Annotated in this window: 16 protein-coding genes; 15 read left to right on the top strand and 1 reads right to left on the bottom strand. The window is 49.0% G+C overall.

Annotated elements, in window-relative coordinates; translation table 11 throughout:
* Nucleotides 1-70: 70 nt before the first annotated feature.
* Nucleotides 71-1,198, bottom strand: coding sequence for a tRNA 2-thiouridine(34) synthase MnmA (mnmA, locus tag FJQ58_RS02910; RefSeq protein ID WP_139990938.1), 1,128 nt, complete (start codon nucleotides 1,196-1,198; stop codon nucleotides 71-73).
* 193 nt (nucleotides 1,199-1,391) lie between these two features.
* On the opposite strand from mnmA, the gene cymR reads away from it, so the two are divergent.
* The 15 genes from cymR (at nucleotide 1,392) to FJQ58_RS02835 (ending at nucleotide 17,915) form a co-directional block, all read left to right on the top strand.
* Nucleotides 1,392-1,811, top strand: coding sequence for a cysteine metabolism transcriptional regulator CymR (gene cymR, locus FJQ58_RS02905; RefSeq protein WP_139990937.1), 420 nt, complete (start codon nucleotides 1,392-1,394; stop codon nucleotides 1,809-1,811).
* Between the two features lie 242 nt (nucleotides 1,812-2,053).
* Nucleotides 2,054-3,208: a cysteine desulfurase family protein gene (locus FJQ58_RS02900; RefSeq protein ID WP_139990936.1), complete on the top strand. Its 1,155-nt coding sequence runs from the start codon at nucleotides 2,054-2,056 to the stop codon at nucleotides 3,206-3,208.
* A gap of 17 nt (nucleotides 3,209-3,225) precedes the next feature.
* Nucleotides 3,226-3,762 (top strand): PRC-barrel domain-containing protein, encoded by a 537-nt coding sequence (locus FJQ58_RS02895; RefSeq protein WP_139990935.1) that lies wholly within the window; start codon nucleotides 3,226-3,228, stop codon nucleotides 3,760-3,762.
* A 13-nt stretch (nucleotides 3,763-3,775) separates the two neighbouring features.
* Nucleotides 3,776-3,973 (top strand): hypothetical protein, encoded by a 198-nt coding sequence (locus FJQ58_RS02890; protein WP_139990934.1) that lies wholly within the window; start codon nucleotides 3,776-3,778, stop codon nucleotides 3,971-3,973.
* Between the two features lie 159 nt (nucleotides 3,974-4,132).
* A complete protein-coding gene (locus FJQ58_RS02885; protein WP_139990933.1) occupies nucleotides 4,133-5,203 on the top strand; it encodes an AI-2E family transporter in 1,071 nt (356 codons plus the stop codon).
* A 356-nt stretch (nucleotides 5,204-5,559) separates the two neighbouring features.
* Nucleotides 5,560-8,193 carry an alanine--tRNA ligase gene (gene alaS, locus FJQ58_RS02880; RefSeq protein ID WP_139990932.1) on the top strand — a complete coding sequence of 878 codons (2,634 nt, stop codon included), beginning with the start codon at nucleotides 5,560-5,562 and terminating at the stop codon, nucleotides 8,191-8,193.
* Nucleotides 8,194-8,243: 50 nt separating this feature from the next.
* Nucleotides 8,244-8,504: an IreB family regulatory phosphoprotein gene (locus tag FJQ58_RS02875; protein WP_053377682.1), complete on the top strand. Its 261-nt coding sequence runs from the start codon at nucleotides 8,244-8,246 to the stop codon at nucleotides 8,502-8,504.
* A 26-nt stretch (nucleotides 8,505-8,530) separates the two neighbouring features.
* Entirely contained in the window at nucleotides 8,531-8,947 is a 417-nt protein-coding gene (gene ruvX, locus FJQ58_RS02870) for a Holliday junction resolvase RuvX (protein WP_139990931.1), read from the top strand.
* Between the two features lie 8 nt (nucleotides 8,948-8,955).
* A complete protein-coding gene (locus FJQ58_RS02865; RefSeq protein WP_139990930.1) occupies nucleotides 8,956-9,252 on the top strand; it encodes a DUF1292 domain-containing protein in 297 nt (98 codons plus the stop codon).
* Complete coding sequence (locus FJQ58_RS02860) at nucleotides 9,252-9,563, top strand: DUF1292 domain-containing protein (protein WP_139990929.1); 312 nt, start codon at nucleotides 9,252-9,254, stop codon at nucleotides 9,561-9,563. Before FJQ58_RS02865 ends, FJQ58_RS02860 begins: the two co-directional genes overlap by 1 nt.
* 299 nt (nucleotides 9,564-9,862) lie before the next feature.
* Nucleotides 9,863-10,978, top strand: a complete 1,116-nt coding sequence (gene mltG, locus FJQ58_RS02855) for an endolytic transglycosylase MltG (protein ID WP_274382312.1) — start codon at nucleotides 9,863-9,865, stop codon at nucleotides 10,976-10,978.
* A 41-nt stretch (nucleotides 10,979-11,019) separates the two neighbouring features.
* Nucleotides 11,020-11,952, top strand: coding sequence for a peptidase U32 family protein (locus tag FJQ58_RS02850; protein ID WP_139990928.1), 933 nt, complete (start codon nucleotides 11,020-11,022; stop codon nucleotides 11,950-11,952).
* A gap of 115 nt (nucleotides 11,953-12,067) precedes the next feature.
* The gene (locus FJQ58_RS02845; protein WP_139990927.1) at nucleotides 12,068-13,330 is read left to right on the top strand and encodes a peptidase U32 family protein; all 1,263 of its coding nucleotides are present in this window, start codon (nucleotides 12,068-12,070) and stop codon (nucleotides 13,328-13,330) included.
* Nucleotides 13,331-13,531: 201 nt separating this feature from the next.
* Nucleotides 13,532-15,739 (top strand): methyl-accepting chemotaxis protein, encoded by a 2,208-nt coding sequence (locus tag FJQ58_RS02840; RefSeq protein WP_139990926.1) that lies wholly within the window; start codon nucleotides 13,532-13,534, stop codon nucleotides 15,737-15,739.
* 223 nt (nucleotides 15,740-15,962) lie between these two features.
* Complete coding sequence (locus FJQ58_RS02835) at nucleotides 15,963-17,915, top strand: peptidoglycan D,D-transpeptidase FtsI family protein (RefSeq protein ID WP_139990925.1); 1,953 nt, start codon at nucleotides 15,963-15,965, stop codon at nucleotides 17,913-17,915.
* Nucleotides 17,916-18,530 lie beyond the last annotated feature (615 nt).

Below are 18,530 nucleotides of genomic sequence, written 5' to 3'. Positions count from 1 at the left end.
CAGCAAATAAACAAGGCTGTCACTTGCATCAGATGGATGCGTGACAGCCTTGTTGCGTTTGGCTTCCTTATTAAGCTTGCTTTACTGCTGCGGCTGCTGCATTAATCTTTTGGACCGTTTCAATCGTGCCGCCTCCAAGGCAAACCTCGCCGTCATATAGGACGACTGCCTGTCCAGGCGTAATGGCTTTCTGCGGCTTATCAAATACGATATGAGCGCTGCCGTCCTCGCCTACCGATACGGTAACGCCTTGATCTGGCTGGCGATAACGGAACTTTGCAGTGCAGCGTAGCGTCTCGCCTACGGAAACCATCCAGTTCATGCCGCTTGCCGTTAAGCTCTCCGAGTAAAGGCTAGGATGCTGTTCTCCTTGCACGACATAGAGAATATTGCGTTCTAAATCCTTATCGGCGACGAACCAAGGCAGGCCAGAGCCCGATCCGCCAATGCCAAGCCCTTGGCGCTGTCCAAGGGTGTAATACATCAAGCCGTCATGCCGGCCTTTCTTCTCGCCCGTCTCAACGTCGATCATATCTCCAGCCTGGGCTGGCAAATAGCCGCTCAAGAAGGTTTTGAAATTCCGTTCGCCGATAAAGCAGATGCCAGTGCTGTCCTTCTTCTTCGCGGTGTACAAGCCGGCTTCTTCGGCGATCCGCCGCACTTCGGGCTTCGGAAGATGCCCGATCGGGAACATGGCTCTCGCAAGCTGCTTTTGGTTTAGGGCGCTAAGGAAATAGGTTTGGTCCTTATTGGAATCCACGCCGCGCAGCAGCTTCGTTACGCCATCTTCGCTGCGCTCGACACGAGCGTAATGCCCGGTCGCCAAGTAGTCTGCGCCAAGCTCTAAGGCGCGCTTCAGAAAGTCCCCGAACTTGATCTCGCGGTTGCACATGACATCCGGGTTCGGCGTCCGACCGCGCTTGTATTCATCCAGGAAATAAGTGAATACCTTGTCAAAATATTGCCGTTCAAAATTAACGGTATAGTAGGGAATGCCGATTTGCTCACATACGCGGCGGACGTCTTCCGAGTCCTCCTCCGCTGTACAATGACCGAATTCATCGGTATCGTCCCAGTTTTTCATGAAAATGCCGACAACGTCATAACCTTGCTGCTTCAGCAGCAGGGCAGTGACAGAAGAATCCACGCCGCCTGACATGCCGACGACAACTCTTGTCGAAGATTTTGGTTTTTCCATCCTAAACACCACCTTGCTCGAATCAAACAACTATTATTGTACCATAGGCTGAAAAGTTTTTCATGAAGATGTCAACCTTTTTGCACACGAGTCCTGCAGGATATGTTAACATATAAGTGAAATGGGAATACAGAGGTTTATAGAGCTAACGGACAAGTCATAAAGAGATAAAACCAATAAAAGAGGTGTCACTTTGAAAATATCGACGAAAGGCCGCTACGGCTTAACGATCATGATGGAGCTCGCGGCTAAATTTGGGGAAGGCCCCACTTCGCTCAAGAGCATTGCTGAACGAAACCAGCTTTCCGAACACTATTTGGAGCAATTGGTTGCACCTTTGCGAAATGCAGGACTGGTAAAAAGCATTCGAGGCGCCTATGGCGGCTATATTTTGTCCAAAGACCCGGAATCCATAACCTCAGGCGATATTATTCGTATTCTGGAAGGTCCGATTTCACCGGTAGACTTTACGGAAGAGGATGACCCGGCGAAGCGCCAATTGTGGCTGCGTATTCGCGACAGCATTGCCGAGGTGCTTGATTCGACCACGCTGGCAGATCTTATCAATTTCGAAGATGAAGGCAAGCCCGATAGCTACATGTTCTACATCTAAATGGCTTTCTAAGGTTAGGCAAATATGATGTTCCGTCACCCATTTCGAGCGGTCAGCCATTGCTGACCGCTCGATTATGTTTTAGGAAGCGAAAGAATGTTTGATCGAATTTCTGTATCAGGCAGTTACGCGACTGCATGCCAAGCTCCCGTTAATCATATGGCTGTATATGAAGGTGGTTTGTGCTATACTCTTGTCAATGAAAACCAGTAGAAGTTCTACAATTAAAGGAAGCTGAGCCTATGAGAAACCATTATTTTGATCATGCCGCCACTACGCCCATGCATCCCGAAGTCGCGAAAGCGATGCTTGCGGTCATGCAAGGACCAGGCGGCAATTCGTCTAGCATGCATGCGTTCGGAAGGGCGGCCAAGCAGCAGCTTAACCGTGCGCGTGATTCGATAGCTGCAGCCTTGGGCTGCAAGCCTGCTGAACTGTTATTTACCTCCGGCGGTACGGAGAGTGACAATGCCGCATTGATTGGGGCGGCTCGAGCGCAGCGCAAACGAGGCAAAACCCATATCATAACATCGGCAGGCGAGCATCATGCGGTGCTTCACACTTGCGAATGGTTGGCGAAGGAAGAAGGATTCACGGTTACAGTACTGCCTGTTGACCAAACCGGACAAACTTCGCCAGCTCTTATCCAAGCGGCAATGACGCCAGAAACCGGCCTTATCAGCATTATGCATGGCAACAATGAGGTAGGCACGCTTCACCCAATTGAAGAAATCGGGCAAATCGCCAAAGCAGGCGGTGCGGTTTTTCATGTGGATGCGGTCCAATCTTTGAGCTGGAGCGATTACCGCCTAAATGAACTCCCTGTAGATTTGATGAGCTTCTCATCGCATAAAATTAACGGACCGCAAGGCGTTGGCGCTCTTTACGTCGCCGCAGGGACGCCGATAGATGCTATCCAGCATGGTGGTTCCCAGGAGCGCAAACGCCGTGCCGGTACGGAAAATATCGCGGGTATTGTCGGTTTTGCGGCTGCTGTTGACATTTGTGTGAACGAGCGGAAAAATAAGCAACCTTTTATGGACAAGCTTCGTAAGAGATGGATAGAGCTGCTCAAGGAGCAGGTTGAAGTGCCAATAATTATCAATGGAAGCGAGCAGCATTATTTGCCCCATATCATAAATATCAGCTTTATCGGTGTGGATACAGAAACCATGCTTATGAATTTAGATATGGAAGGCATTGCGGCTGCAAGCGGCTCTGCTTGTACATCCGGCGCATTGGAGCGCTCGCATGTGCTGCGGGCAATGGCATTGCCACAAGAGCAAATTGATTCCGCTGTAAGATTTAGCTTCGGTTTGGGGAATACTTTGGAGGAATTAGAAGATGCCGCACAAAAAGTTGGAACAATCGTGAGGCGTATTCGTAATAACTACTAGGAGGACTCCGGCTAAGCGTGATTAAACTTCAACGGCTTATTGGACTTCCCGTCATCGTCATCCATTCCGGCAAGCTTGTTGGAACCGTTAAGGATGCTTGGTTCGACGAGCATTGGCAGCTGAAAGGCTTAATACTCGATTGTCCCAGGTGGTTTGTTTCATCTGTCAAAATAGTGGAGTGGACCCACGTGTTATCCTGCGGTGAGGACGCCGTTATTATCGCAAGTGAAGCAGAGATCGTTCGGATGAAGTCGAAGCAAATGCTGCGCTCTTTTTACACAGGAATAGTGAAATTAAAGGATTTACCCGTTATAACGGTACAGGGCGAGCAACTTGGCCGAGTGTCCGATGTTTATTTTTACCCAAAACAGGGTACACAAATAGTAGGCTACGAGCTTACGGACGGTTTTGTTTCGGATCTGATGGAAGGGCGCAGATGGCTGAGAGCGCCGAGTGATCCGGAAAACGTATTACTCGGGGAAGACGCGATTATTGTTCCTGCTGTCAGTGAAGCGGAATTGGAGCCTGTCGCAGCTTCCAATTTCAGAGAATAGGGAGAAATGAAAGATGATGAGATGTCCGAATTGCAATTCGAAAGATATCGGAAAGATCGGTTCCCACCAGTTCTATTGCTGGGGCTGCTTCATTGAACTGACGGTTAACGGCGAGAAAATGTCGGTATACCAAGTGGAAGAGGACGGCACGTTAAGCTCGCTTGACGACCTGTTCTTCGAAGAGGAAATTACTCAGGTACATGTTAACTGATATAATGAATGAATAGCTACGAATATGGAAAGACGGTCATTGGCCGTCTTTTTTTTGCTGTTCGAGGATGATTTATACCGCTTTTACATATACTGAACTAGTTCCGCTTGTCCGGCTTGCCAAGCCTAGCGGGATAAAGAATGTTCGGGGGTGAGGGCGGTGGAGCGCTTTACGAAGAGCCGTCTGTTTGTGTGGCTGATCTACCTCATATTAGGCTTGCTCGCGATTTATTTGATGCTGCAAATTAAGCCGCTCATTGTAAATGTTTATATTTTTCTGAAGGCCGTGCTGGCGCCTTTTATTATTGCCATGATTATTTCTTATGTGCTTAATCCCATCGTAACGATGCTGCATGATCGGAAAGTACCCAGAACGATTGCGGTGCTGCTTATTTATGCTGTTTTTTGCGCAATGATTACCGTGCTGCTCGTTAATTTGATTCCGATGTTCATAGAGCAAGTGCAGGAGCTGAACAGGCATGTTCCGGAGCTGTCTATGCGCGCCCAAAATATCGTGACCGACATTAACAATACCTCCTTTTTGCCGGAGAGCATCCGCGGCGGGCTTAACAAGTCTCTAGTCCATATAGAAAAAAAACTGTCGGAGAGCCTGTTCAACTTTGTCAACAATATCGGCTCGATGGTCAATGCGGTTTTTATCACCTTTATTATTCCGTTCTTGGCCTTCTATATCTTAAAGGATTTTGATGTCTTTGAACGGACGGTCATCACTTATGTGCCGAAATCGCACCGCAAAAACACCGTAAGGCTGCTTAAGGATATCGATACGGCCCTTGGTAGCTATATCCGCGGCCAGTTCCTGGTATGCGTCATCGTGGGCGTTCTAGCCTATTGCGGATATTTGGTTATCGGTATGCCTTATGCCCTGCTGCTTGCCGGTATCGTGGCGATCACGAATGTCATTCCGTATCTGGGCCCTTTCTTCGGGGCGGCTCCCGCTTTGCTGATGGCGTCCACAGTTTCTATAAAGATGGTCATATTTGTAGGCATCATTAACGTGCTTTGCCAAATTCTCGAAGGCAATGTCATTTCCCCGCAGGTGGTCGGCCGGACATTGCACATGCATCCTTTATCAATCATCTTCGCGCTGCTTGTCGGCGGGGAAATTGCGGGGATTGTAGGGATGATTTTGGCTGTTCCGATTTTTGCGGCGTGCAAGGTCATTATTCAGCATATGTTCGCGTATTACGTGCGGAGAAAGATTATTTGACAGGCTGTTAGGGTCTGGCTATAATTTTAAAATAATCAGCTGTAATTACATAGGTGAAAAAACGTTGACGAAATGAAGTAAGCCATTGCCCGTTAGCCAGAGAGAAAGCTTCTTCGCAGCCGATCCGCAGGGATCGCGATGCGTCGGTTGAGAAAGCTTTTATGACGAAGGGTGGCCGAAAGCTATTTTCGGAGTGTGAATGAACTTCATCGGTTGGACCCGTTATCGTCTAATGAAGGCGATTGTGCTTGCTGCTTGCAGCTGCGCAATAACCAGGGTGGTACCGCGAATTTATTCGTCCCTGTCTATGACAGGGGCGTTTTTTGTGTTTTATCATTTAAAGGGGGCAATTACTAATGAAAGCTAGTGAAATCCGGGCAAAATGGCTTGCTTTTTTTGAAAGCAAAAGCCATAAAATTGAACCAAGCGCATCGCTCGTTCCGCATAATGACCCGTCCTTGCTATGGATAAATGCAGGCATGGCGCCACTGAAGCCGTATTTTGACGGACGAGTCGTACCAGAAAACCCGCGAATTACCAATTCGCAAAAATGTATTCGTACGAACGACATTGAGAACGTCGGCAAGACGCGCCGCCACCATACGTTCTTCGAGATGCTGGGCAACTTCTCCATTGGCGATTACTTTAAAGAAGAAGCGATCACATGGGCATGGGAATTTCTTACCGAGCCAAAATGGATCGGCTTCGATCCGAACCGCTTGTCGGTAACGGTATACCCCGAGGATGAGGAAGCATTCGCTTTCTGGAATACAAAAATCGGCCTGCCTGCCGAGCGCATCTACAAGCTGGAGGAAAACTTCTGGGACATCGGCGAGGGCCCGTGCGGACCTTGTACGGAAATTTTTTATGACCGCGGCGACAAATACGGCGACCTTTCGGATCCGGAATGCTGGCCGGGCGGCGAGAATGAACGTTTCCTTGAAGTATGGAACGTCGTTTTCTCGCAATTTAACCATAACAAAGATGGCAGCTATACACCGCTGCCGATTAAAAACATCGATACAGGCGCAGGTTTGGAACGGTTTGCATCAATTTTGCAGGACGTAGATTCCAACTTTGATACCGATTTGTTCCGCCCAATTATCGACCGTACTTGCGAGATTGCAAAGGTAACCTACAAAGCGAACGAAGAGCATGATGTGGCGCTTAAAGTCATTGCCGACCACATCCGTACGGTAGCGTTCGCGGTTGGCGACGGCGTTATGCCTTCTAATGAAGGACGAGGCTATATCATTCGCCGTTTGCTTCGCCGTGCTGTGCGCTACGGGAAAACGATTGGAATCGACCGTCCTTTCCTGCATCAGCTGACGGCGATTGTCGGTGAGGTTATGGGCGTTTACTATCCAGAGGTTGTCGCCAAGCGTGAATTTATTGAGCGCGTGATCCGCACAGAGGAGGAACGCTTTCATGAAACGCTCTCCGATGGCTTGGCTATGCTGTCCGATCTTGTTGCAGCGGCTACCAAGGCAGGCAATAAGGAGATCAGCGGGGAAGACGCGTTCAAGCTTTATGATACGTATGGCTTCCCGTTTGATTTGACGGAGGATTTTGCATCGGAAAACGGGATGACGGTTGATCGCGAAGGCTTTGACGCAGCAATGGAAGCGCAGCGCGACCGTGCTCGCTCTGCTCGCCAGGACACGGGCAGCATGAAGGTGCAGGGAGGCCCGCTAGGCGATTTTACGATTAAAAGCGAGTTTGTTGGCTATAATGAACTGGTAACTGAAGTGAAAATTATAGCTATCGTTCATGAAGACAGCCTTGTAGAATCAGCAGCTAACGGCAGCAAGGTTGCCGTTATTCTTGACCGAACGCCTTTCTATGCAGAGAGCGGCGGCCAAATCGGAGACAAAGGCTTGATCAGCGGCGAGGGCTTTACCCTTCAAGTCGAAGATGTAACCAAGGCTCCGCATGGCCAGAGCGTACATCATGCGGTTGTTACCGCAGGCTCAGTTCGCAATGGCGAGACGGCAAAAGCTGTCGTAACCAAAACCGTTCGCGATGATGTTATCAAGAACCATACAGCAACGCATTTGCTTCATAAAGCACTCAAAGAGGTGCTGGGCGACCATGTCAATCAAGCGGGATCGCTTGTTGAAGCAGAGCGGCTGCGGTTCGACTTCTCTCACTTTGGCAGTATTACGGCCGAGGAGCTCGTGGAAATCGAACGCCGCGTGAATGAACAAATTTGGCTGGGTACAGCTGTGAATATAGAAACAAAATCACTCGACGAAGCGAAGGCTATGGGCGCAATGGCTTTGTTCGGCGAGAAGTATGGCGATGAAGTGCGGGTTGTGCAGGTAGGAAGCTATAGCCTTGAGCTTTGCGGAGGCTGTCATGTAGGCAATACGTCGCAAATCGGACTGTTCAAGCTACTAAGCGAGAGCGGAATCGGCTCCGGCGTACGAAGAATTGAAGCCGTAACAGGCAAGCATGCGTATACCTATTTGGAGGGTCAACTGGAATTGCTTAAGCAATCTGCTGCATTGCTGAAATCAAACACTAGTGATGTTCCAAAACGGATCGAGACATTGTTTGGCCAAGTGAAGGACCTCTCACGTGACAATGAATCGCTGCAAGCGAAGCTAAGTCGGATCGAGGCAGGCTCCCTTGAGCAAAGTGCAAAGACAGTTAACGGAGTTACTGTATTGTGCGCGAAAGTAAGTGCGCCGAATATGGACGCTCTGCGCGGCATCGTTGATGAATTGAAGCTTAAGCTTGCGTCGAGCGTAATCGTGCTCGGAGCGGTCTCTGAAGACAAGGTTAACCTTGCAGCGGCTGTTTCTGCCGATCTTGTCAAAAAAGGTTTCCATGCTGGGAAAATCGTAAAAGAGGCTGCCGTTCACGTTGGCGGAAGCGGCGGAGGCCGTCCAGATATGGCCCAAGCAGGCGGAAAAGATATTTCAAAGCTAGATGAAGCTTTGAAACTTGCGGAAGAACTGGTTCTTAGTCAAACAAATGTGATATGATATAAATGTATATCCCACTGAAAAGCGGTTTGGAAAGCGAGGTGCTGGCGATGAGTTCCATGGACAATACAATGAAATTTAACGTGAAGGCGGAGGGGGTTGAATCTTCTCAAGACATTCTGCTATCGGTGCATGAAGCGCTTCTAGAGAAAGAATATAATCCAATTAACCAGATCGTTGGGTATTTGCTGTCCGGAGATCCCGCGTATATTCCGCGGCATAACAACGCCAGGAGTTTAATTCGCAAGAAGGAACGAGACGAATTAATTGAAGAGCTTGTCCGGTTTTATCTAAACCACAAGAAACAATAACAAAGCAGGCAGGAGCCGGACAAGACATGAGATTGATGGGATTGGATTATGGTGACCGCAATATTGGCGTAGCGGTCAGCGACGCCTTTCGCTGGACCGCACAAGGTACCGGAGTCATTGAACGCAGACGCGATGGAAGTGAATTTGACCGTATTGCCGACTTGGTTAAGGAGCATGAGGTTAGTGAAATCGTTGTGGGTCTGCCGAAGAACATGAACGGTACCATCGGTCCGCGTGGCGAAATTTGTATGGAATTCGCAGAACAGATTAAGCAGAAACTAAACATACCTGTTCACCTTTGGGATGAAAGGCTGACAACGGTAGCTGCCGAACGAACGCTTATTGAAGCGGACGTCAGCCGGAAGAAGCGAAAGCTCGTAATCGACAAAATGGCGGCAACGCTTATTTTGCAAAATTATCTCGATTCTAAAGCGAAAAGGTGAGGGTAAACATGACAAAAGAAGATCTGGAATTCGAAGAGCCGGAAATTATTTATATCCCGGATGAAGAAGGCAACGAAGAGGAATTCGAAGTCATCATGAAATTTGAGGTTGATGGTTCCGATCAGAAATATATGATGGTTGTTCCGGTCGCTGGCGAAAATGACGAGGAAGATGAAGTATACGCTTTCCGTTATGAAGAAGAAGGCGATGATCTGAAGCTCTACACGATTGAAGATGAAGAAGAATGGAACATGGTCGAGGAAACGTTTAACACGCTCCTTGGCGAGATGGAGGAAGAAAATTAATGTCTGGTACTGAGCATGAAGCGCCAAAAAAGCTGAATAGCTTGAGAGACGCTTTCGGAAACGAAATTGAATTGCAAGCCGATGACGGCAGCGTGGAAGTATACGATATCAAGGCTGAATTTCAGCTTGGAGATCGTGTGTATGCCGCCCTTCAATCCGATCCGATGCGTGGCGAAGAAGATGTAGAGCTGTTCCGCGTTATTCAGGTTGGCGGAGAACCGCAGCTGGAGAACATTGAAGATGATGAAGAATGGGAAGCGGCGTCGGAGGCTTATGACGATTTGTTGTTCGCAACCGATGAGCGCCCATAATTGAACCACAATAGGCTAGCAACGAAAGAGCGGTTTACAACCGCTCTTTCGTTCCAATCGAAGGCTTTCTAGGTTTAACACGTTAAAGAAAACTTTTACTTCGACGATAAACGGATACTGTCCTTTTGCAGAGGGCGGCCAAGCCGTTTATTCTTGCATGTAAACACCTAATCTTACAAAGAATGTGAAATGATTATCCTAATATAAGTCAGCTGAACCGTCAGAGCTTGGTTTCGGCTGTCTTTGCCTGTGCAAATGGACTAAGTACAAATGAAGGAATATAAAGAGGGGGTCTAAGGTTGGACAAGTCATCGCAGCAGCCAGAGCATCGCGACCAGTATTCATCATCCGGTCCGAAGCGAAGCCGCATTACATTATGGGTCATTTTAAGTTTGCTAGGTATTATGATCGTTGGAGCAGGGAGCGTAGCCTTTTACGTATGGAACAGCCTGCAGCCAACAGCTGCTGGAGAGATGCAAAAGTTTGATATTCCAAAAGGTACGTCGGCAAATGAGGTTGCAGAATTACTTGAACAGCAAGGACTCATCAAAAACTCATTTATATTTAAGTACTATCTGAAGCTGAATGACCAAGGCTCGCGTTTTCAAGCGGGACAATATGAGATTAGCCCTGGAATGGACAAAGATGCGATTATCGCAAAGCTGAATGCCGGTGATACGGTAGCAGCGGAGACGATTCGCTTCACGATACCGGAAGGCTTCACTGTATTGCAAATTGCGGATAAGCTTGCAGCAGAAAAGCTTATTAATAAAGAAAAGTTTTTGAGTTTGGTTGCCTCCACGCAGGCATGGGGCGATGCCGAAACTGTACGCTCTATACCGGAGAGCGATAAGCTGCACCAGCGCCTTGAAGGGTATCTCTTCCCTGAGACGTATGAAATGAAAAAGGAAAGCACCGAAGAGGATATTATCAAACGGATGGTATCTGAGTTTGACCGGAAGCTGGCCATGCTGCCTGAAGGCTGGATGGATGTGCTGGAAGAGAAAAAAATGACTTTGCATGAGCTGCTGACGATTGCTTCATTGGTGGAGCGCGAGGTCGTCGTAGACGAGGAGAGGGCTCTTGTCGCAGGTGTGATCTATAATCGCATTGCCGACGGCATGAAGCTCCAAATTGACGCTACGGTACAATATTCCCTTGACAAGCCTAAAGAGCGGCTTTACGAGAAGGATCTATTGGTAGATAGCCCTTATAACACGTATAAAGTGGAAGGCTTGCCGCCAGGACCGATTGCCAGCCCAAGCTTTGATTCGATAGAGGCTGCCTTATATCCTGAGGATACGGATTATTTCTTCTATGTGACCAAAAAAGACGGAAGCCAGTCGCATTTGTTCGCAAAAACGTATAAAGAGCATTTGAGAAACATCGAGAAGAGCAACCAAACCGCTGGCTAAGTGCTAACGCGGCAGCTCTATGCAATTGAGGAGGATTAAGCATGGCTTACAAGCCGGAATTATTGGCTACGGCCGGATCGCTGGAAGAGCTTGAGCGGCTCATAGCCGCGGGTGCCGATGCTTTTGTTATCGGGGAGGCCCGTTACGGCATGCGGCTCTCCGGCGAGTTCAGCAAGGAAATGATCGCGCAGGCCGTAGAAATAGCAAAGCCAAAAGGAGTGCGAATCTACGCATCCTTAAATAATTTGATGGACAATGAAACCGCAGATGGTCTTGACGATTATGTGGCTTCACTTGCTGAAGCGGGCGTAGATGCCATTGTGTTCGGTGATCCTGCCGTTCTTATGGCGGCAAGGCAACATGCACCCGGCATTGCGCTGCACTGGAATGCGGAGATGACATCGACTAACTTCGTCACTGCGGAATATTGGGGACGCAGAGGCGCAACCCGCTTTGTGCTCGCGCGCGAGCTGAATATGGAGCAGGTAATCGAGACGGCGGCAAGCACGGCACTTGAAACTCAGGTTCAGGTGCATGGGATGACGAATATTTACCATTCGAAGCGCTCGCTTGTGGATAGCTATATGGAGCATCAGTCGGAAACGGACAGGCTGCCCCGCAAAGACAAGGACCGCGGCTTGTATGTGATGGAAGCGGAGCGCCAGGATGAGCGGTATCCGATCTTTGAGGATGCCAATGGCACCCATATCATGAGCTCAGACGATATTTGTATGGTCGAAAATTTGCATGAGCTCATGGAGGCGGGCGTAACCAGCCTCAAGATCGAAGGAATAATGAAGTCGATCGAATACAATGAAACCGTTGTTCGCGCTTATCGGAATGCGATTGACGCTTATACAGCTAATCCAGACGACTATTCGTTTCAGGAAGAATGGCTCGAAGCGATTCAACAGCTTCAGGATCCTAATCGTGAGCTTAGCTACGGATTCTTTTATAAAGAGCAGGTCTATTAATCTATTCAATTGAACTAAAAGAACATGCTTACGAAGTGAGTTTTGCTTCGCAAAACTAAAAGATTATGCTTACGAAGTGAGTTTTGCTTCGCAAAACTTTAGGAGGTGCACAGCTATGACTACAACAGATAAGGTTGCTCCGCGTTACCAGGGAAAGCGGCACCGCTTGGACAAGCCAGAGCTTCTTGCTCCAGCGGGAAACTTGGAGAAGTTGAAATTTGCGATTCATTATGGTGCGGATGCGGTATATATCGGCGGGCAAAAATACGGCCTGCGCTCCAATGCCGACAACTTCAGCTTTGAAGAGATGAAGGAAGGCGTAGAATTCGCCAATCGTTATGGCGCCAAAGTATTTGTGGCAACGAATATTTATGCGCATAATGAGGATGTTGAGGGCTTGGAGGACTATCTTCGCTCCTTGCAGGAGGCAGGCATTTCTGCCATTATTGCGGCAGACCCTGCCATTATCGAGACTGCGCAGCGTGTAGCTCCGAAGCTGGAAGTGCATTTGAGCACCCAACAATCGACACTCAACTGGCAGGCGGTCCAGTTTTGGAAGGAAGAGGGTTTGCCGCGGGTGGTTCTGGCTCGCGAGACGAGCTTCAAGGACATAGCTGAAATCAAGAAGCATGTGGATATTGAGATCGAAGCGTTCATTCATGGCGCCATGTGCTCGTCCTTCTCTGGACGCTGCGTGCTGTCTAATCATTTTACCGATCGGGATTCAAACCGAGGAGGCTGCTCGCAGTCCTGCCGATGGAAGTACGATCTATTTGTAGACGATATGCCGCTGTATCCCGAGGAAGAAGATAAATTTACGATGGGCTCCAAGGATTTGTGCATGATTGAGTATTTGCCTGAGTTGATCGAAGTAGGAGTAGACAGCTTTAAAATCGAAGGTCGAATGAAAAGCATCCACTATGTCGCAACGGTCGTGAATGTATATCGACAAGCGATTGATGCCTATTTCGCAGACCCAGAGCATTTCGAATTAAAGCGAGAATGGGTTGAAGAAATTAACAAGGCAGCTAATCGGCCTTTGAATACGGGCTTTTTCCTGGATGTACCCGGAGCGGAGGACCATATTTACGAGCCGGAGGAGAAGGCGGCACCTTATGATTTTGCGGGAGTAGTGCTGGAGTATGATGCAAAGTCCGGATTTGCTACTGTTCAGCAGCGCAATCATTTTAAGCTCGGACAGGAAATCGAATTTGTAGGACCGCAGGGCACTTTCTTCAAGCAGACGATTACCGAAATAACGGATGCAGAGGGTGCTTCGCTGGAGGCCGCACGCCATCCGCTTCAGCACATTCGCATAAGAACGTTAAAGCCCGTAAAGCCTATGGATATGATGAGGAAGAAAATAGGAAAAAAGTAGAATAGTGCAGAGCCATGACTGGAGTCTTATTTTTTCTAAAAAATAAGGCTCTTTTTTTGTTTTTATTCTTATGAAATGACTAGTTTCTGTCGATATAAAATAATATACTGTAAATACACTATTAATACATATTTCGGCAAGATTCGCTAGCTGCATATGCACTATTTCAGACTTACAATATTGAAGGCGGTGTCTTACCCAATGAAAAATCCAGAAGAACAAAAAGCGAAGAAGTCGAAGCAAAAACAGCCGGTTGGGCAGGGGAGCTCAGCGGCTAACGGAAAGTCTGACCTAAATTTGAAAGCGCAATCAGGATTGAAAGCTATAACTGAGGCGGCTAAGTCAGGTATGAAGGGAACGAAGATGTCCAATCCTATCAAGTCGGTAGGATTAAAGCTATTTTTAATTATTTTTTGCAGTATTATTGCTTGTGTATTAACCGTAGGTCTAATGGCATATTCGAAGTCTAAATCTATTATTGAAAACAAAGTTTCCGATGCAAGCTTTGAAACGGTCAAGCAGGTAGCCAATAATCTTGATGTCATTTACAAGACCTACGAGGATTTGTCGCTGCAAATCTTAATTGATAAGGATTTCCATGAAATCGTACGAACGATGCTGGACGCCAAAGACGATTACACACAGTTTGAATCCTCGCGTAAACTAGGGGACAAAATGCAAAACTACAGCATGGGCAACAACACGATTGTTTCCATGATGCTGTTGCCGGTGAATCCTAAACTTAGCACTGTAACCGCAGGCTCAGCAACCAGCAGCAGCGCCGAGAAGCTGATGCAATCGGCGTGGTTCAAGGAAACCGTCGAAAAAGCAGGCAAAACCAATTGGATTCCGCCTCAGCCGGAAGGCCTATCCAATCCATCAAGCGTGGTTACGATTGGTTTAAGCCGTTTAATTAAAGACACGACTTCAAGCGAAGCGTCTTATGTATTGTTATTGGAAATTCCTGCGGAATCGATTTCGGAACGGTACCGTGACGTTAATCTCGGAGAAGGCAGCCAGGTGGCGATTGTTGACGAGAAGGGCCAATACATCACTAATCCAGATGTTAGCTTAATCGGCAAGGCAGCAAATATAACGCTGCCGCAAGAAGGCGACAAAGCAAAGCAGGACTCCGTGAAGATGACGACAACGGACGGCGAAGGCGTGCTGGCTGCTTACAAAACATTCTCCACTATGGATTGGAAGCTTGTGGGAACGGTACCTGTGAAGGAGCTTGTGAAAGACGCGAAAGCGATTCAGAACCTGACTTGGATAACCGTGCTGATCGCAGCTCTTATCGCGATCGCGATTGGCTTCCTAGTCATTATGACGATTGCTCAGCCATTAGTTAAGCTTCGTAATTTGATGAATGAAGGCGCGAGTGGAAATCTTACGGTTCGTTCCGAAATGAAGAAGCGGCAGGATGAGATTGGCGAGCTAAGTGAAAGCTTTAACCTTATGATGACGCAAATCAAGGGCTTGGCCATTCAGACGACACGTTCTGCTGAAGAGGTTCTGGTCACGGCAACCGAGCTAAGCGATGCCTCCAGAAAAACGGCGATTTCCGCTAAGGAGATTGCGGTTGCTACGGAAGAGATTGCAGGCGGTGCGACGAGTCTAGCAGTTGAGGCGGAGCGAGGCACGGATTTGACGGGACATATCGATGTGCAAATGAAAAAAGTAATTGATGCCAATGAACAGATGGTCAGCTCTGCGCAAGAAGTGGAGAAGGCGAGTCAGCAAGGTACGGCCTACATGGGCGTGCTTATTCAGAAGACCGGCATGACGGAGGAAATGACGCGCTCCATGGTCGAGAAGGTAGACGCGCTGAAAGAGAGCACAGGCTCTATCGTTAAAATTTTGGATGTGCTTAATAATTTGACGAAACAAACGAATATTCTTTCGTTGAACGCTACGATTGAAGCTGCGCGGGCTGGGGCAGCGGGCAAAGGATTCATGGTGGTTGCCGATGAGATCCGTAAGCTTGCAGATCAATCACGCCAGTCTATCGATGTGGTTGGTCAAATCACAGAAAAAATCAGAGGCGAAATCGACGAGACGGTTCTTGTGCTTTCGGATGCTTATCCGCTTTTCCAAGAGCAAATTGGGTCCGTCAAAGAAGCGAACCAAATCTTCTTGACGGTATCGAGCCAAATGGGCGAGCTTACAGAAAAGCTTGATTTGGTAACCGATTCTATTGGTCAGCTGGATCAGTCCCAAGCCGTATTGTCCGATGCGATGACCAACGTAAGCGCAGTTGCCGAAGAATCCTCTGCCACGTCGGAAGAAGTAGCTTCGCTTAGCTCGGAGCAGCTCAGCATCAGCGATGGCATGGTAAGGCTGTCAGAGAAGCTGGATACGGTGTCCCGCGAGCTGAAGGAATCACTCTCCCAGTTTAAAATCGATTAACAGATTTGAGATAGGCATATTCGTTTCATAGATAAGCTAAAGAGCTATTCAGGCCAATCGTGCTGAATGGCTCTTTTTTTTTGTTTGGGGAGAGAAGAGGGAGGTTTGAAAGGATTTGGTTAAAGGAGATACTGAACCTATATCGAATGGAGCGATGAGGATGTAGGCATCGAATATGCTCTGGAAAGAATGAAAAGGGGCACGATCATCATGGTGAGGAATTATGTTTAAACGGATATGGATTGCTGCTTGCCTGATCACATTGATTATGGTTGTGTTTATCGTTCGGCTTGCGTGGCTTCAGCTTATGCCGGCAAGCTCTTCGGCATCGGTGCTTACCCCGCAGGCAAGCCGTGGCGGCTGGCAGCGGCTGTCGGTGCTGCAGCGCCAACGCAATTTGGTGCTGGATTCGGGGCGGGGCGATTTTTATGACCGGTTCGGAATACCTGTGACCGGAGAAACTTACTCATCCGCGGCTTTATTTCCGGTAGCGCCTAAGGAGCGAGGCAGCGATGAAGGACTAAAAAAGTTAAGCGGCGTTTTAGGCGTAACTGAGGAACAGCTGCTGCAAAAATGGGACGCCGTGCGAGAGCCTGTCTTTTGGAAGGCGGAAAGTGGGCTTCAGCCTATACGCCTTACTAAAGCTCAAATAGACAACATTAAAAGTCTGAACCTAAATGGAATTCGGGTGCTGCCTTACCGCAACCGCTATTTGCCGGATTTTGAAGCTAAGCATTGGATTGGTTTTACGAGTCAGCATCCGGAATGGCTGCAAAGGGAATATGCGAATGAGCTGGCAGCTGGCAAAAGGAAGCTGGCGGAGCAGGTGGGCGGCTCCGGTCTGGAGAAGTCGCTGGATAAGCTGCTGCATGGAGTAGGGCCGACTTCGGTTTCTTATTTTATGGATGGGAGAAATGCGCCGATGCAGGGCCTGGATATGCGGATTACGCAGCCTGGCAACCTCTATTACCCGCTCAAAACGATAACGACCATTGATTTGAAATTACAAAACGAGATTGAAGCCTATTTGGACGCGCAAGGCTTGCAGGAGGGGGCGGTCGTTGTGCTGGATGCAAGCAATGCGGACATTATTGCAATGGTGTCTCGTCCGAAGCTTAAGCCGGGCCAATTCATGACGGCAGATGGCACCGAATGGGAAAATCATGCGCTGAGGGCGGTTGCGCCGGGTTCCGTATTCAAGCTGGTAACGGAGGCAGCTGCATTGGAGACAGGGGTGGTCAGGCGGAAGGAGACGTTTCTTTGCAACGGAGAATACGGCAAGTATGGCTTGTCCTGCTGGAAGGAAGGCGGACATGGGAGGCTGACGCTTCAAGAGGGATTAGCCCAGTCGTGCAACATCTTGTTTGCGACGCTTGCAGAACGCTTGCAGGCGGCAGAGCTGCAGAGGACGGCAGAAGCGCTAGGCATCGGCTTACAGGCAGGCTGGCATCGCGATCAGGCGTTTGGGCCGTTTGGCGGTCCGCTGCGTCTGCTGGAGGAAGAGGAGGCAGGGCAGCTGTTCGCGCCGGTGCGAAGCAATTCGAAGGGAAGGCTGGCTGGAGGGAGCGAGGCAGTGGATTCGGGTGCTGCGAGCGCAAGCAAGCGCGGCGGGAAGCTGGACGGTGCGCGAAAAGCGAGAGACCGTGCAGCGACGCTGGCAGCGGTCGACGGCGGCGTGCTCGCGCAAAGCGGTATTGGGCAGCGTGATGTCCGGATGACGCCGCTTCAGGCGGCGAATCTGATTGTAACGCTGCTGAATGGAGGGCGCGTAATGGAGCCGCGCCTGGTTAGTGAAATCCGCTATGCCAACGGCCAGCGGATGGTGAAGCTCCCCGCGCAGCGGGCGCAAAGCAGTGGCCGGATTAAACCGGCCACTGCATATGCGCTGCTGCGCGGCATGCAGGCGGTCGTCGACCATGGGACGGGTCGATCGATCCGCCAAGGGCTGTGGCGAGTGGCCGGGAAATCCGGCACCGCCGAGACGATCCGGGCCGGCTCCGCCCGCAACCACCAGTGGTTTGCGGGCTACGGCCCGGTCAAAAAGCCGCGCTACGCTATCGCCGTGCTTGCGGAAAACAAACCGCCTGGCAGCGACAACCAGGCGACTAAGCTCTTTCGCGGCATCATGGACATCGCTGCTCGACACGATGAAAGTCATCGCGCAGACCCAAGCTGACTCGCAGCATGCCACCATTTACAACGAATATGATGCAACAAACCGCCTTTCGGCGCATAGCCGGAAGGCGGTTTGTTGCATCATGGATCTATATAAGTTCAACTAAAGCTTCTCGTTTTGGTCGCTGCGCGAGTAGAACATTCGTTGGGGGCGCGGTAGCAGCTGAGTTCTTAGATTGACTAAGACATGTAAAGCTAATTATTCGGCTATTAAGAAGAACACTTCGTTTATCCAGTATGATTCCCTCGCCTCGCTAATCTTTCATTTCTGGCGTTCAACTTATGGACGCACAGTCGGTCACTGATAGTCCATAGCCCAGCGGCGCCAACTAGGAAAGGTAGGGCCGGGTTTAGAGAAATAGATCTATTTTTTAGATCTATTCTGGTTAAGATAGTCTAAAAAGAGGAAATAGGTCTAGAAAATAGATCTAATCTAGCTTGGATGCTCCAAATGGGCCGGACATGGCTGGTTTTTTGGGAAATAGATCTAATTTTTAGATCTAAATTGGCACAAATAGCCGAAACCGGTTCGGCCCCTTAATTATGGAGTCTATCTGCTTCATACTCACGTTCTCATCGTTTTTCATTTTTCAATAAAGTAAGCATTTTACTAGAC

This window comes from Paenibacillus paridis (assembly GCF_006345825.1).
Classification (GTDB): Bacteria; Bacillota; Bacilli; order Paenibacillales; family Paenibacillaceae; genus Pristimantibacillus; species Pristimantibacillus paridis.
The sequence above is the reverse complement of the archived record's forward strand: the minus strand, read 5'-3'. Positions and strand labels throughout refer to the sequence as shown.